The following is a 15276-nucleotide window of genomic DNA, read 5'->3' as shown; positions in this document are numbered from 1 at the left end:
GGGTGACGACCGAGAACGAGATCGTCCCCGTGCTGCCGCCGCCCGCCGAGGTGTCGGCCAACCTCGCCCGGCTCGCCGACACCGTCGCGCGGCTGCGCGGCGAGGTCGACCACGCGCACGCCGTCGCCGACGGCCGTGCGCTGATCGAGCTGGCCAAGGGCGTGCTGATGGAACGCCTCCACTGCACGCCGGCGGACGCCGCGAGGCAGCTGGAAACGCTGGCCGAACGCTCCGGCATGACGCCGCTGGCGTTCGCCGCGGACGTCGTCGGCGAGGCGGCCGAGGACCGCATCACCGAGGTGACGCAGGAGTTCCTCGCCCGCGCCGAAGGCGAAGAGTCCGTCGCGGTGCGGTTGCGCACCGCCGAAAGCGGCGTGCTCGCCGCCGGGGACACCCAGCGCGTCGCGGAGTCCATTTTGGAGCACGCGCTGCGGCCGATGGGCGCGACCGCGGTCGCGGTGTGGCTCGCCGGGCCCGACGGCTCGCTGACCCTGGCCGGGTCGGCGGGTTTCTCGGCCGAGGAGGCGGCCCGCTGGCGGTACGTCCCGCCGGGCGTGGCCACGCCCGCCCGCAGCGCGCTGATCGAACGCGACACCGTCTGGTTCCCGACGCTGGCGACGGCCGGGCTGCCGTCGGTCGGGCAGCACACGCTGTCCGGCGGCGGCCGCGTCGCGGTGCCGACCGGCACCGGCGGCCGGATCATCGGCGTCGTCGAGATGTGCTGGCCGGAGCCGCTGCCCGCGGAACCGGGCCGCCAGCGCCGTCAGCTGGAGGCGCTGGCCGAGCTGTGCGCGCACACCCTCGACACGTGGGACGGCGTGATCGCGCCGGTCGCCGCGGACGGCTCCGGGGACTTCCTGAGCGAGCTGGTCGACTTCATCGACGGCCTGCACGACCCGGCCGTGCTGCTGTCGCCGTGCCTGGACGGCGGCGATTACCTGAGCGACTTCCGCATCCACCACGCCAACGTCCGGTTCGCCGACCCGGGCGGGCGGCCGCGCAGCCGGATCGTCGGCACCCGGATGCTGGAGTCCTACCCGCTGGCGGCCGAGGAGAGCGGCCTGCTGGACAAGATCCGGCGCGTCTACGCCACCGGGGAGCCGTTCCGGGCCGACAGCATGGCGATCACCACCCTGGTCGACCAGGTGCCGCTGACCGTGCTCACCGACGTCAACGTCACCCGGTTCGCCGGGAACGTGCTGCTGATCCTGCGCATCCAGGACGACGCGGCGAAGCTCGCCGTGCTGCTGCAGCACGCCCAGCGGCTGGGCCGGATCGGCGGCTTCGAGGAGAACGTCGTCACCGGGGCGATCACCTGGAACACCGAGCTGTTCGCGCTGTACGGCCTGCCGCCGAACGCCACGCCGTTGTCGCTGCACGACCTGGCCGCGAACGCCCACCCCGACGACGCGCCGGCGATCGGCCGGTTCCTGCGGGCAGTGCTGCACCACAAGCGCCCGTCGTCGACGGCGTTCCGGCTGCAGCGCTCCGACGGCGTCGCCCGGCACATCCGGGTGGTCGCCGAGCCGGTGGCCGACGGCCGCGGTGAGCTGGTCGCGGTCCGCGGCGCCTACCAGGACGTTTCGTCGCAGCACTGGACCGAGGTGGCGCTGGCGGCGACGCGGGACAGGCTGGCCGAGACCGAGCAGGAGGCGATGGAGCGCAACCGGCTGGCGCTGCAGCTGCAGCACGCGATCATGCCGCCGGCCAAGGGCCCGATCGACATGCCGGGCCTGCGCGCGGCGGTCCGCTACCGCCCGGCGGAGAAGGAACACCTGGTCGGCGGCGACTGGTACGACGCGGTGGCGTTGCCGACCGGCGAGGTCCTGCTGTGCGTCGGCGACGTGGCCGGCCACGGCATCGACGCGGCGACGGGCATGGTGAGCCTCCGCAACGCCCTGCGCGGCCTCGCGGCGACCGGCGCCGGGCCGGGTCAGCTGCTGACGTGGCTGAACCTGGTGGCCTACCACCTGACCGACCACGTCACGGCGACGGCGGTGGCGGCGGTGTACGACCCGGCCAGCCGCCGGCTGCGCTGGGCCCGGGCGGGGCACCTGCCCCCGATCGTCCGCCACCGCGACGGCACGGCGACGACGTTGCCGCTGATCCGCGGCTCCCTGCTGGGCGCGGTCCGCGACGTGGCCTACCAGGAGGACGATCTGCAGCTGGCCGAGGGCGACATCCTGCTGATCTACACCGACGGCCTGATCGAGCGCCGCGACCGCCCGGTCCAGGATTCGGTGTCCCGCCTGGTCACCCTGGTCGACGGCCACGACGGAGGGCTGGAGCACCAGCTGGACCGGCTGCTGACCTACAGCACGGCGGACACCGACGACGACACCTGCGTGGTCGGCATCGAGGTGATCACCGTCACGGATTGATGGCCAGCACGAGGAAGCCCGCCAGCAGGACCAGGTGCACGCCGCCCTGGAGGCGGGTGGCGCGGCCCGGGACCACCGTCAGGACGCTGACCACCACCGTCAGCGCCAGCAGGACGATCTGCGTCGGACCCAGGCCGAGCAGCAGCTGACCCGGCAGCCACACGGACGCCAGCGCGATCGCCGGGATCGTCAGGCCGATGCTGGCGATCGCCGAGCCGTACGCCAGGTTGAGGCTGATCTGCATCCGGTCGCGCTGGGCCGCGCGGACCGCGGCCAGGGTCTCCGGCAGCAGCACCAGCAGCGCGATCACCACGCCGACGAACGACTGCGGGAAGCCGGCCGCGCGCACGCCCGCCTCGATCGCCGGTGACTCCACCTTCGCCAGCCCCACCACCGCGACCAGCGCGACGAGCAGCAGGACGAGACTGCCCAGGGCCGCCCGGTCGGTCGGCGGGTCGGCGTGGTCGTCCTCCTTGACCGCGCCGTCGGCCGCCACCGGGAGGAAGAAGTCGCGGTGGCGGACCGTCTGCGTCAGCACGAACGTCCCGTACAGCACCAGCGACGCCAGCGCGGCGAACGTCAGCTGGGTGGGGGAGAAGGCCGGCCCGGGCGTGCTGGAGGTGAACGCCGGCAGCACCAGGCTCAGCGTGGCCAGCGTCGCGACCGTCGCCAGCGCGGCGCCGCTGCCCTCGGAATTGAACAGCGTCGAGCCGTAGCGGCGGGCGCCGACGAGCAGCGAGATGCCGACGATGCCGTTGGTGGTGATCATGACGGCCGCGAACACCGTGTCCCGCGCCAGCGAACCGGCGTCCGGGCCGCCGGAGACCATCATCGTGACGATCAGCGCGACCTCGATGACGGTGACCGCGACCGCGAGCACCAGCGAGCCGAACGGTTCCCCGACGCGGTGGGCGACGACCTCCGCGTGGTGCACCGCGGCCAGCACGGTCGCCCCCAGCGCGACGGCGACGACGGCCACGAAGACCGGGCCGAGGTCGCGGCCCCAGGACAGCGCCAGCACGAGCACGCCGAGCACCGGGGTGACGGAGGTCCAGGACAGCAGGAAGGATCTCAGCGCGGCGACCATGTCTCCACCCTGGCACACCGGCGCGGGTTCCGCTGTCCCGTAAGGCACTTCTCACATCGTCCCATGTGGACGGTCGACTTGGACCAGCCGTGGTGCGGCCGTCAGCACGTGCCGGCGGAAGGTTTCGCTCAACGGCGGGAGTTTCCGGCCGGTCGCCCAAGCCAGGCCGATGTCGCGCGCAGCGTCCACATCGGTCAGTTCGAGGTGCGGCGCCGGGAACGCCGCCGTGTGGGGCAGGGGCAGCACCGAAACCCCGAGCCCGGCGGTGACGAGCCCACGCAGCGTTTCGACCTCGTCGCCTTCGAACCCGGTGCGCGGGGCGAACCCGGCCTCGGCGCACAGCCGCTCGGTCGTCTCCCGCAGCGCGTAACCCGGGCGCAGGAGGATGAACGTCTCGTCCGCGACGTCGGCGAGGCGGACCCGGCGGCGTCCCGCGAGCCGGTGCCGCGGCGGGACCGCCAGCCGCAGCGGCTCCACGAGCAGCCGGGACCAGTGCAGCTGCGGGTGCCCGGGGTCGCCGCTGGTGATCACCAGGTCCGCGGTGCCGTCGAGCAGCTCCGCCTCGAGCCCGGCCTCGCCGTGCTGCCGGAGTTCGAAGCGGGCGCCGGGGTGCTCGTGCAGGAAGCCACGCAGCACCTCGGGCACGAGCCAGGTGCCGAACGTGTGCAGGAACGCCAGCGGGACCACCCCGGTGCCCGGCGCGACGATCTCGCCGACCTCGCGCAGGCCCTGGTCGAGCTGGTCGAGCACGAGGTCGACGTGCCGCCGGAAGGCGTGCCCGGCCGGCGTCAGCCGCAGCACCCGCCCGGACCGGCGGAACAGCTCGGCGCCGGCGTCGCGCTCGAGGCGGCGCAGGGCCCGGGACAGCGCGGGCTGGGTCAGGTGTCCCCGGGCCGCGGTCTCGGTGACCGTGGCGCCGGCGGCGACCTCCCGGAACAGCCGCAGCGTCTCGACGTCCATGCATCCAGTGTATGGATTTTCAGCCAATCAGGCATTGGACGCATTGATCGCCGCGGGGCAGGGTGGAGGTATGGCTACCGTGGCAGAACAACTGGTCAGGACCCTGCGGGACGCGGGCGTCGAGCGCATCTACGGCATCGTCGGCGACAGCCTGAACCCGATCGTCGACGCCGTCCGCCGCACCGACGGCATCGACTGGGTGCACGTGCGCCACGAGGAAACCGCCGCCTTCGCCGCGGCGGCCGAGGCGCAGGTCACCGGCAAGCTCGCGGTCTGCGCGGGCAGCTGCGGCCCGGGCAACCTGCACCTGATCAACGGCCTCTTCGACGCGCACCGCTCGGGCGCCCCGGTGCTGGCGATCGCGTCGCACATCCCGTCGAACCAGATCGGCACCGGCTTCTTCCAGGAGACCCACCCGGACCGGCTCTTCGCCGAGTGCAGTCACTTCAGCGAGGTGGTGGCGGACCCGGCGCAGCTGCCGCGGCTGCTGCGGATCGCCACCCAGGCCGCCGTCGGCAAGGGCGGCGTCGCGGTGCTGACCATCCCCGGCGACCTCGCCGACCGCAAGGCCACCGGCCCGCTGACCGAGCGGCTTCCGCTGGTCACGCCGTCGCCCGCGGTGCCTTCGCCGGAGACCGTCCAGGAGCTGGCGGACCTGCTGAACTCCGGCGAGAAGGTGATGCTGTTCGCCGGCGCGGGTGTCCGCGGCGCGCACGACGAGGTCATGGGGCTGGCGGAGAAGCTCGCCGCGCCGGTCGGGCATTCGCTCGGCGGCAAGGAGTGGATCCAGTACGACAACCCGTTCGACGTCGGCATGAGCGGCCTGCTCGGCTACGGCGCCTGCTACGACGCGATGCACGAAGCCGACCGGATCGTGTTGCTGGGCACGGACTTCCCGTACGACAACTTCCTCCCGCAGGCGCGCACGATCCAGCTCGACCACGACGCCTCGCGCCTCGGCCGCCGCACGCCGCTGGAGCTCGCGGTGCACGGCGACGTGAAGGAAACGCTGCGGGCGCTGCTGCCGCTGCTGCGGCCCCGGGCCGACCGGGCGTTCCTCGACCGGATGCTGCGTGAGCACGTGCGGAAGCTGGAGAAGGTCGTCGGCGCGTACACGACGAAGATCGAGCACCGCCGCCCGATCCACCCGGAGTACGTCGCCTCGGTGCTCGACGAGGTCGCCGCCGACGACGCGGTGTTCACCGTCGACACCGGCATGGGCAACGTCTGGGCGGCGCGCTACCTGACCCCGAACGGCCGCCGCCGCGTGCTGGGGTCGTTCCGGCACGGCAGCATGGCGAACGCGCTGCCGCACGCGATCGGCGCGCAGCTGTCCCAGCCGGGCCGCCAGGTGGTGTCGCTGTCGGGCGACGGCGGGCTCGCGATGCTGATGGGCGACCTGCTGACGCTGCCGGCGTACGACGTCCCGGTGAAGGTGGTGGTGTTCAACAACGCCACGCTGGGCATGGTGAAGCTGGAAATGCTGGTGGACGGCCTCCCGGACTTCGGCACCGACCACGCCCCGGTGAACTTCGCGGCGATCGCGGCGGCGTGCGGCGTGTTCGCGGAGCGGGTCGAGGACCCGGCCGACGTCCGCGGCGCGCTGGAGAAGGCGTTCGCCCACCCGGGCCCGGCGGTGGTCGAGGTGGTGACGGACCCGAACGCGCTGTCGATCCCGCCGCGGATCACCGGCGAGATGGTCCGCGGGTTCGCGCTGGGCGCGACGAAGACGGTGCTCAACGGGGGTGTGGGCAAGATGGTCGACCTGGCCCGGGCGAACCTGCGCAACACCCCGCGGCCGTAGTCCGGTCCACAGTGGACGGTTGGTCGGCTACCCACCGTGGTGATCGACCACTCGTTCGGCTGCTGGGACGGAGGCGGGTTGCCTTTTACCTTCGAGGAAGCGCTCGCCGTTTCGTCGTGGGAGGTGTGCCGGCGTGCTCGTGGCTCTCCAGCGCACCGGCCAAGACCGGGTGCTGCCCCCGGCGGTGGGGCATCTGGTGGAGTTGCTCCGTTCGTGGGGGCCGGGCCCGGACCACCTGACGGGCCTGGCGCTGGTGGGGGTCAGTCTGCCGAGCCGCCTGGGCGCCCGGTTCGTGGACGCGCTGGTGTTCACGAGAACCGGAGTGGTGGTGATCGCGGCCCACGCACCGGGACCGGCGGAGTGGCCGGGCCCGGGAGACCGGACCGGAGCAGCGGTGGAGGCGGCGAAGGGCGCGCTCGCCGGGCATGAGGGTGGGCGGTATGTGACGGGGCTGGTCGCGGTGGTGCCCCCGCCGCTCGGCGCCGGGCCCGGCCCGGCGGCAGCGCCGCCCGAGATCCCCGCCCCAGCGTCCGAGCCGCTCGTCACCGGACCCGAGTCTCCAGCACAAGCCATCCCCGGTGTCGCCGTCGTCCTCGCTCATCCCCGCAGCCTGCGGCGGATCATCAGCCAGCACAACCGGTGGCGGACCGTCTGGTCCGCCGACGACATCCTCGACGCCTGCTACGCCCTCTCCCTCGCCCACCTCGCCCCGCCCCGGGCTGCCCTGCTCGCCGATGGCTTTCCCGCGCGGCTTCCCGTCCGCTCGCCGGTGCCCGAACTGCCCGCCGTCGTGCCCATCCCGGCGGAACCGCCGCCCGTGGCCGAAGAGGAACCCGCCTGGATCCCGCCCGTGCGCGGGCCCGGCTCCGCCGTCTTCCCTCGGCCGCGGCCGATCCGGCAGGTTCCGTGGGGCCTGGTCTTCGTGCTCACCGTGCTCGTCGCCGCCGGGGTGGTGGCCGCCGTGTTCGTGGCGCAGGTTTTCCACGGCTCTTGACCCGAACGGATCGCGTCAACTACGCCGTCTGCACCGTTTCCCCGGGCCCTCTGCTGGGCACCTCCCGGTAGATGTGAAAGGGGTTCACGATGCCGCGCACCCGAGCGCTTGTCCTTCTCGCCGTCCTCGCGGGCTCGTCTCTCACCGGGTGCAAGCTCGCCGACGGGCTCGCGACCCAGGCACCCGCGACGGCCGCCGCCCCGCCGGTGTCGCCCACCGAGGCGCGCAGCCAGCTCGCCGCGCTCAAGGTCGCCGTGCGCGGCACCATGGACGGCTACAGCCGCGACGAGTTCCCGCACTGGGACAAGGTCGACGCCAACTGCGACGTCCGGGAACAGGTGCTCAAGCGCGACGGCAAGGACGTCAAGACCGACGCGCAGTGCGCCCCCAAGTCCGGCACCTGGGTCAGCCCCTACGACGGCGAGACCTGGCACAAGGCGTCCGATGTGGACATCGACCACGTCGTGCCGCTCGGGCAGGCGTGGATCAGCGGCGCCAAGTCGTGGACCAGGCAACGGCGTGAGCAGTTCGCCAACGACCTCGTCCGCCCGCAGCTCAAGGCCGTCACCGACAACCTCAACGAGCAGAAGAGCGACAAGGCCCCGGACGCCTGGAAGCCGCCGCTGGTCTCGTACTGGTGCACCTACGCCACGGACTGGATCGTCGTCAAGACCAACTACGGCCTCACGATCACCGTCCCCGAAAAGAAGGCCCTGGAGACCATGCTCGACCACTGCTAGAACGACCGGGCCGTGGCCACCGCCTGGTCCGCATAGGACTGTCCGAACAGGACCGTGTGGACCAGCAGCGGGAACAGCTGGTGCAGCCCGATCCGGTCGCGCCAGCCGTCCGCCAGTGGCGTCGCCTCGTCGTAGGCGGCGATGACGCGCTCGAGGTGCGGGCAGCCGAACAGGTGCAGCATCGCCAGGTCCGTCTCGCGGTGCCCGCCGTGGGCGGCCGGGTCGATCAGCCACGCCTCGCGCCCGTCCCAGAGGACGTTGCCGTTCCACAGGTCGCCGTGCAGCCGCGCGGGCGGCTCGGCCGAGGCCGGGATCCGCGCGCAGGCCCGCTCGAACAACGCCGCTTCGGCCGGGCCGAACGTCCCCGCGTCCACCGCCAGCCGGACGTAGGGCAGCACGCGGTCCGCCGCGTACCAGGCCGCCCAGTCGTCCGCCGGGACGTTGGCCATCGGGGCCCGGCCGATCCACGCGTCCGCCGGCCCGTCCGGCGGCGGCGCGCCGAACGCCGGGGCGCCCGCGCCGTGCAGCCCGGCCAGCCCGCGGCCGAAGCGCTCCGCCGCCTCGGCCGACGGACGCCCCGCCGGGACACGGTCGATCACCAGCTGGCCGGCGTCGTGGCTGCGCACGACCGGCACCGGTACCGTGCCCGCCGCGGCCAGCCAGCGCAGGCCCGCCACCTCGGCCGCCGTCGCGCCGGGCGCGTGGCCCCGCTTGACCACCACGTCGCGGTCGTCTCCGGACTCGGTCATGTCCCGCACGGTACCGGCGCGCTACGGTGGTTGCCGGAGACAGGGGGAGACGACGGTGACGGTGCAGGTCCGGGAATTCGAACAGCTGCTCGGTGCGCTGGCGGAGGTCCAGCGGTCGGAAGCGCGCGACTACTCGTCGTTCAGCGTGCGCGGCAAGCGGTTCGGCTACTTCTGGCCGCGCACCCGGACGGTCGGCCTCAAGCAGACCGTGTCCGAGCAGCTGGCGCTCGTGTCGGAACGCCCGGACGTGTTCGAGGTCCAGTTCACCGCCGGCGGGTTCGGCTGGGTGGTCGTGTACCTCGACGGCATCGACGCCGACGAACTCGCCGAGCTCCTCTACGAAGCCTGGCGGCTGTCGGCCCCGGAGGAACTCGTCGCCGAGGTGCCCTTCACCAGGATCGCCCGCGCGTAGAGCAGGTCGAACCCCTGCCGCTGCGCGTTCTGCTGCGACTTCGACCCCGGTAGCGTGGTGACGATGGCGACGTCGCACCCGGCCGCGGTGGCCGCGGCGAGCCGGGTGCGCAGCAACGCGGTCTGGACGCCGCGGCGGCGGTGGGCGGGCACGGTCGCGGCGCCGGCGAACTGCGCGATCCCGTCGGTGACCCGGAAGCTGGCGCCGCCGGCGAACTCGCCGTTCCGTTCGGCGGTGTACCGCCGGACCCCGGCCATGTCCCGCAGCGCGTTCACGATCGTTTCGGGGGTGAAGTCTTCGTGCGAAGGCAGGCCTTCGGCGTCGGTGACCATGGAGGCGTCGGCGATGGCGGCCAGCCAGGTCTCCAGCTCGTCGTCCCGGCACGGCCGGACCACGCCGCCGGCGGCTTCCACCGGGCCGCCGAGGCGCCGGCCGAGCACGTTCTCGTACGACTCCAGCCGGTAGCCGCGCGCGGTCAGGAACGCCCCGACGGCGGGATCGGCCAGGTGGGACAGCTCGACCTGCACCGGAGAGCCAAGCTGGGCGTAGGCCGCTTCGACCTCGTCGAGGTCCTCGGGCAGGCCGGCGAAGCCGAGGCCCGCGACCTTGTTGAACGGCGAGTCCGCTTCGGCGAAGCTGGCGACGCCCCCGGCGAGCGGACGCGCGAACCCGGCACCGTCCCCGAGCCGCACCCGGGCGGCGTTGCTGCACGCGGCGACGAACTGCGCTTCCGCGCGCTCGATCCGAGCCGCCAGCGCGGTGTCGCAAAACAGCCGTTCCCCGTCCACCTCCCCACAGTGGCGGAAGCGGACGGGGAACTCCAACCGGTTTTTCAGCCCTCCACGCGGTGCGAAGCCCAGAACGACGTCAGGTCGGTCGACCCGGCCGCCGCCTGCGCCGCGGCCTTGAACTCGGCCGTGGTCGACACGCCGTACCAGTGCGACTGCGCGTACGACTTCAGCAGGTTCGCCATCGCCGTGTCGCCGATCAGCCGCCGCAGGTCGTGCAGCGTGCACTTGCCGTAGTTGTAGACCACCGTCGAGTACCGGGACGAATGCGCGTCCCAGTAGGCCATCGAGTTGGTCAGCTTCTCCGCGCTCGACTGCCACGTGATGCCGCAGCCGCTGCCGGTGATCCCGCGGTAGAGGTCGGTGGCGTAGTCGGTGAAGCTCTCGTCCAGCCACGGCGAGTTGTACTCGTCGTCACCGACGATCCCGTAGAACCACTGGTGCGCCAGCTCGTGCGGGAGCGCCACGTTCGACACCAGGTCCATCACGAAGCCCGGGTACTCCATGCCGCCGAACCAGAAGTTGTTGTCCAGCACCACGTCCACCTCGCCGTACGGGTAGTCGCCGAAGCGGCCCGAGTGGACGTCGATGGCGTCGGCGGCCAGCGTCAGCATCTGGTTGGCGCTGCTGGTGGAGATCCCGCTGACCGAGTAGACGTTGACCCGCACGCCCTTGCCGGACGTCGTCGTGATCTTCGCGAACGGCCCGGCGGCCCACGCGAAGTCGCGGACCTTCGCCGCCACCGCGTGGGTGGTGGTCGTGCTGCCGCTGGTCGTCTCGGTCGACGTACCCGTGGCCGGGGTCAGCAGCGACGCCGGGTGCACCAGTGTGACGTCGAAGTCGCTGATCACCGTGTAGAACGACTCGCCGTTGTTCGTGTACGGGTCCAGGTGCCAGCCCGCGCCGTCGCGGACCGCGAGCACCGGCAGCGCGTTGCCGATCATGTTGAACGCGCCGTCGTGGCCGAACCGGTCGGCGCCGCTGGGCACGACGATGCCCAGGTCGAACCCGATGGTCGCCGACTGGCCCTGGGCCAGCGGCGCGGGCAGCGTGATCTTCAGGGCCGTGCAGTTGACGCTCAGCGCGGACGGCGTGCCGCCGGTGACGTTCGTGACGGTGATCGGCGTGCTCGGGCAGCTGCCGTGGTAGTTGTCCCACAGCCGCAGGTACACCTCGGGCAGCGCGGTCGCCGAGCCGTTGGTGAAGCTGACGCTCTGGTGCCCGGTCCAGGTGTCACCCGCGGCGTTCGACGTCAGGTTCACCGTGTAGGCCGGGTTGACCGGCGTGCGCGTCGAGTCCGCCGGGGCGGCCGAGATCGTCCAGGTGAAGGTGGCGCTCCCGCTGTTGCCGGCCGGGTCCTTCGCCGTCACGGTCACCGAGGACGTGCCCGCGGTGGTCGGCGTGCCGGTGATCTTGCCGGTGCTCGCGCCGATCGTCAGGCCCGCGGGCAGGCCGGTGGCGCTGTAGGTGAGCGCGTCGCCCTGCGGGTCGCTCGCCTGGATCTGCAGCGACGCCGCCTGGCCGACGGCGCCGGTCTGCGCGCCCGGCGAGGTGACGACCGGCGACTGCGCGGTCCCGGCGGTGGTCAGCGCGAAGTCGTCGAGGAGGAAGTTGGTGGCCAGGCTGGAATCCTCGGTGCCGGTGATCTTCAGCGTCACCGTCTGGCCGAGGTAGCGCGAGACGTCCACGGTGCGCTGGACGTACCCGGTGTTCTTGTCGAGGTTCGAGTAGCTGGCCAGGGTGTCGGCGCCCGCCTGCACCACCAGCTTGTCGTACTTGGTGGTGGTCGTCGTCTCCTGGGTGTCGATGTGCGACCACCACGAGAGCGTCGCGGACGCGCACCCGGCGGGCAGCGTCAGCGACTGGGACAGGGTGTCGGTGTGCGTGCTGCCGGTGCCGTCGAGCCAGGCGTCCATCGTGCCGCTGTGCGCGGGTTCCGCGGTGGTGGCGGCGGAAATGACCCCGCTGGTCTGGGTCCACGGCGCGGTGCCGCTCTCGAACCCGCCGTTGCCGATGAGCTGGTCACCGCACACCGCGGCGGCCTGGGCCGGCGCGGCGACGGCCACGGTGCCCAGCAGGCCGGTGGCCACGCCGAGCGCGGCAGAAAGCACCCTCGATCTCATGGAGGTCGTCCTTTCCCGGCTCCGCCCCTGGGAGCCAGGAGAAGCGTCCTCTGCGTCCCGGACGGGCGGAACCCGCCATGAGTCGGGTTCGGTGACCGTTTCGCCGTGTATGCAACGGAAAGTCCGGCTGTCCGGCCACGGCCTGCTGACGCTTCAGCCGGTCGATTCCGCGAGAGTGCTCGCCGCCCGGGTTTCCAGGGGCCGGTAGCCCGCCTGGGCGGCGAGCTTGGCCGCGGCTTCGCCGTGGGTGCGCGCGGATTCCACATCACCGACGGCGAGGGCGGCTTCGGCGAGGCCGGTGAGCGCGGCCGCTTCGCACCACGTGAAGCTGGTTTCGCGGGCGATGGCCAGCGCCGCGGTCAGGTGCCCGGCCGCCTCCGCCGGGCGGCCGAGCCGGAGGCACGTTTCGCCCAGAGCCGCCAAAGCCGACGCCTCCGTACCGCGGTCGCCGATGCGCCGGGTCAGCTCCACGCCTTCGGCCGCGTCGGCCAGGGCCCGGGTGGCGTCGCCCGCCCGCGCCTCCATGACCGCGCGGCCCGACAGCGCCGCCGCTTCGCCGTACTGGTAGCCGAGTTCGCGGTTGGCGGCCAGCGCCCGCTCGTAGAACTCGGCCGCGACGGCGTTGCCGAGGTCGCGGTGGACGTGCCCGAGGTCGACCAGCAGCACGGCCACGCTGAACCGGGCGCCGTCGCGTTCGGCGATCTCCAGCGCGCGGCCGAAGTGGCCGAGGGCCGCCTCGAAGTCGCCGACCTGGCCGCAGGCGAACCCGAGGTTGGCCAGCGCCATCGTGATGCCCGGCATGCTGCTCTCTTCGCACAGCCGCAACGCCTCCACGCCGCACGCGATCGCCTCGTGCGCGTCGCCGAGGCGCTGGTGCACCGCGCTCAGGTTGTTGAGCGCTGCGGCGCGCCCGGGGGGCCAGTCCGCCGCCAGCCCGTCGGCCAGGACCGTCGTCAGGTGCGTGCGGGCGTCGGTGTAGCGGCCGCTGTTGACCCCGGCCAGCGCGATGGACAGCCGCATCGCCGCCTGCGCCCGGTCGTCGCCGTCCGCCTGGGCGGCGGCCAGCGCCGTGGTGGCCGTGTCGATCCACTCCGTGTGGTGGCCGCGGTGGTGGAAGAACGCCCGCAGGGCGTCGGCCAGGTGCCAGGCGTACTCGCGTGGGCCCTGTGCGGCCGCGTGCTCGACGGCGGCGGCGAGGTTCGGCCACTCCGTGTCCAGCCACGCCAGCGCGTCCTCGGTGCCCTCGAACGTCTGCTCCGGCTCGGGCCGCGGCAACCGGAGGAAGTGCGGGATGAGCAGGCGGCCCGCCGCGTCGGCCGTCGCGAGGTAGTGCTCGAACAGCCGCCGCCGCGCCGCGTCGCGCTCGCCGGGGGAGTCGTCCGCCTCGACGCGCCCGCCCGCGTAACTGCGCAGCAGGTCGTGGAAGCGGTAGCGGCCGGGCAGGTGCCGTTCGACGAGGTTGGCCGCGGTGAGGGCCTTGAGCTGCTGCCCCGCTCGTCCTTCGGCGACGGCGGCGAGCCGCGCGGCCGCCGGCGCGGTGAACGTCTGGCCCGGCACCAGCGCGAGCCGCCGGAACAGCAGGCGGTGTTCGGCGGGCAGCGCCCGGTAGGACACGGAGAACGCCGTCGTCACGGCGCTTTCCTCGGCGCCGTCCACGCTCAGCCCGGCGAGGGGATCGCCGTCGGCCAGTTCCCGGGCCAGCTCCGCGATCCCGGACACCTCCCCGGCGCCGAGGTTCGCCGCCGCCAGCCGCAGCGCCAGCGGGAGGTGCCCGCACAGCCGGGCCAGCTCCGCCGCGGCGGCCGGTTCGGCGGCGACCGCGGGCGGCCCGAGCACGGTCTCCAGCAGCTGCCGGGAGTCCTCGGCCGGCAGCACGGACAGCGGGACCGCCCGCGCGCCGGTGCGGGCGATGAGGTCGCCGAGCCGCTGCCGGCTGGTGACGAGCACCGTGCCCGACGGCGGCAGCAGCGGCGTCACCTGCGCGCTTTCCCGGGCGTTGTCGAGCAGGACGAGCACCTGCCGGTCGGCCAGCAGCGAGCGCCACAGTGCCGTGCGGCTGTCCGGGTCCGGCGGGATCGCGCGCGGGTCGGTGCCGAGCGCGCGCAGCAGCTGCGCGGCCGCGACGGCCGGGGTGAGCGGCTCGTGGTCGGGGTCGAACCCCCGCAGGTCGAGGTAGAGCTGGCCGTCGGGGAACCGGTCGCGGACGCGGTGCGCCCAGCGGACGGCGAGCGCCGTCTTGCCGACGCCCGCGGTCCCGGTGACCACGCGGATGTCCGCGCCGGGGCCGGCCGGTTCGTCGAGCCGGGCCAGCTCGGCGGCGCGCCCGGTGAAGCCGCGGACGTCGTGCGGCAGCTGGGCGGGGCGCACCGGCTCCGGCGGGGACTCCGGCACGGGATCCAGCGCCGGGTCGGCGGCGAGGATCGCCCCTTCCAGGCGGATCAGCTCCGGCGCGGGGTCGAGCCCGAGCTCGGTGACCAGCCGGGCGCGCAGGCCGCGGAAGGCGGCGAGGGCGGCGTCGGTGCGGCCTTCGCGGTACAGCGCGAGCATCAGCTGGCCGACGAACCGCTGCCGCAACGGGTGCGCGGCGACCAGCGTCGTCAGCTCGGCGAGCACGTCCCGGCCCCGGCCGAGCCGCAGCTGCGCGTCGATGCGGTCCTCCAGGGCGCTCCACCGGGCCTCGGTCAGCCCGGCCAGGAGCCGCCCGGCCACGTCGGCGGAGGCGGCCCCGGCCAGCGCGTCACCCCGCCAGAGCGCGAGGGCCTCGTCGAGCAGGGCGACGGCGGTCTCGTCGTCCGCCGCGCGGGCCCGGCGGACGAGCGTGGTGAAGCGGTGGGCGTCGACGGTCTCCGGGTCGACGCGCAGGACGTACCCGTGCCCCTCGGTGACGAGCTCGGGACCGTCGACGGCGCGGAACGCCGCCCGCAGCCGCGAGATCAGCGCCTGGACGGTGTTGCGCGCGCTCGCCGGGGGATCGTCGGGCCAGAGCAGGTCCACGAGGTGGTCCAGGGCGACCGGGTGCGGGGTCTCCAGGAGCAGGACGGCGAGGACCAGGCGCTGCTTGCGGGAGCCGAGGTCGACCGGGTCACCGTCCGCCGTCGCCTCGACGGCGCCGAGGACGCGGAACTCCACCCGGTCACCTCCACTCACCCGATCGGGGGTTGCAAGCGTACTGCAAGGCCGGTGCAGGGCCGGTCCGCCATCCTGGCGGGGCCGCCGGGCACGCTCCCGACGATGTCCG

At 73.6% G+C, this 15276-nt stretch carries 11 protein-coding genes; 5 read left to right on the top strand and 6 right to left on the bottom strand.

The window, feature by feature from the left end:
- Positions 1 to 2: 2 nt before the first annotated feature.
- Complete coding sequence (locus AB0J55_RS18225) at positions 3 to 2381, top strand: SpoIIE family protein phosphatase (protein ID WP_364249224.1); 2379 nt, start codon at positions 3 to 5, stop codon at positions 2379 to 2381.
- On the opposite strand, the gene AB0J55_RS18220 is transcribed toward AB0J55_RS18225, so the two are convergent.
- Positions 2371 to 3468 carry an ionic transporter y4hA gene (locus tag AB0J55_RS18220; RefSeq protein WP_364249222.1) on the bottom strand — a complete coding sequence of 366 codons (1098 nt, stop codon included), beginning with the start codon at positions 3466 to 3468 and terminating at the stop codon, positions 2371 to 2373. The genes AB0J55_RS18225 and AB0J55_RS18220 overlap by 11 nt on opposite strands.
- Positions 3469 to 3519: 51 nt before the next feature.
- On the bottom strand, positions 3520 to 4428 hold the full coding sequence (locus AB0J55_RS18215) for a LysR family transcriptional regulator (RefSeq protein WP_364249220.1): 909 nt from the start codon (positions 4426 to 4428) through the stop codon (positions 3520 to 3522).
- A 70-nt stretch (positions 4429 to 4498) separates the two neighbouring features.
- On the opposite strand from AB0J55_RS18215, the gene AB0J55_RS18210 reads away from it, so the two are divergent.
- From AB0J55_RS18210 to AB0J55_RS18200, 3 genes are all read left to right on the top strand, one after another.
- Positions 4499 to 6232 (top strand): pyruvate dehydrogenase, encoded by a 1734-nt coding sequence (locus tag AB0J55_RS18210; RefSeq protein WP_364249218.1) that lies wholly within the window; start codon positions 4499 to 4501, stop codon positions 6230 to 6232.
- 133 nt (positions 6233 to 6365) lie between these two features.
- Positions 6366 to 7226, top strand: coding sequence for a hypothetical protein (locus AB0J55_RS18205; RefSeq protein WP_364249216.1), 861 nt, complete (start codon positions 6366 to 6368; stop codon positions 7224 to 7226).
- Between the two features lie 89 nt (positions 7227 to 7315).
- A complete protein-coding gene (locus AB0J55_RS18200; protein WP_364249214.1) occupies positions 7316 to 7966 on the top strand; it encodes an HNH endonuclease family protein in 651 nt (216 codons plus the stop codon).
- Here AB0J55_RS18200 and AB0J55_RS18195 read toward each other — a convergent pair.
- Complete coding sequence (locus AB0J55_RS18195; protein ID WP_364249212.1) at positions 7963 to 8715, bottom strand: fructosamine kinase family protein; 753 nt, start codon at positions 8713 to 8715, stop codon at positions 7963 to 7965. The genes AB0J55_RS18200 and AB0J55_RS18195 overlap by 4 nt on opposite strands.
- A gap of 55 nt (positions 8716 to 8770) precedes the next feature.
- Between AB0J55_RS18195 and AB0J55_RS18190 the strand changes: the two genes are divergently transcribed.
- A complete protein-coding gene (locus AB0J55_RS18190) occupies positions 8771 to 9127 on the top strand; it encodes an MmcQ/YjbR family DNA-binding protein (protein ID WP_364249210.1) in 357 nt (118 codons plus the stop codon).
- On the opposite strand, the gene AB0J55_RS18185 is transcribed toward AB0J55_RS18190, so the two are convergent.
- From AB0J55_RS18185 to AB0J55_RS18175, 3 genes are all read right to left on the bottom strand, one after another.
- Complete coding sequence (locus tag AB0J55_RS18185; protein ID WP_364249208.1) at positions 9052 to 9915, bottom strand: GNAT family N-acetyltransferase; 864 nt, start codon at positions 9913 to 9915, stop codon at positions 9052 to 9054. The genes AB0J55_RS18190 and AB0J55_RS18185 overlap by 76 nt on opposite strands.
- A 44-nt stretch (positions 9916 to 9959) precedes the next feature.
- Positions 9960 to 12026, bottom strand: coding sequence for a putative Ig domain-containing protein (locus AB0J55_RS18180; RefSeq protein WP_364249555.1), 2067 nt, complete (start codon positions 12024 to 12026; stop codon positions 9960 to 9962).
- A gap of 165 nt (positions 12027 to 12191) precedes the next feature.
- Positions 12192 to 15167 (bottom strand): BTAD domain-containing putative transcriptional regulator, encoded by a 2976-nt coding sequence (locus AB0J55_RS18175; RefSeq protein WP_364249206.1) that lies wholly within the window; start codon positions 15165 to 15167, stop codon positions 12192 to 12194.
- Positions 15168 to 15276 lie beyond the last annotated feature (109 nt).

This window comes from Amycolatopsis sp. NPDC049688 (genome assembly GCF_040674975.1).
Classification (GTDB): Bacteria; Actinomycetota; Actinomycetes; order Mycobacteriales; family Pseudonocardiaceae; genus Amycolatopsis.
Note: the sequence above shows the minus strand (reverse complement) of the source record. Positions and strands in the feature narration are given on the sequence as shown.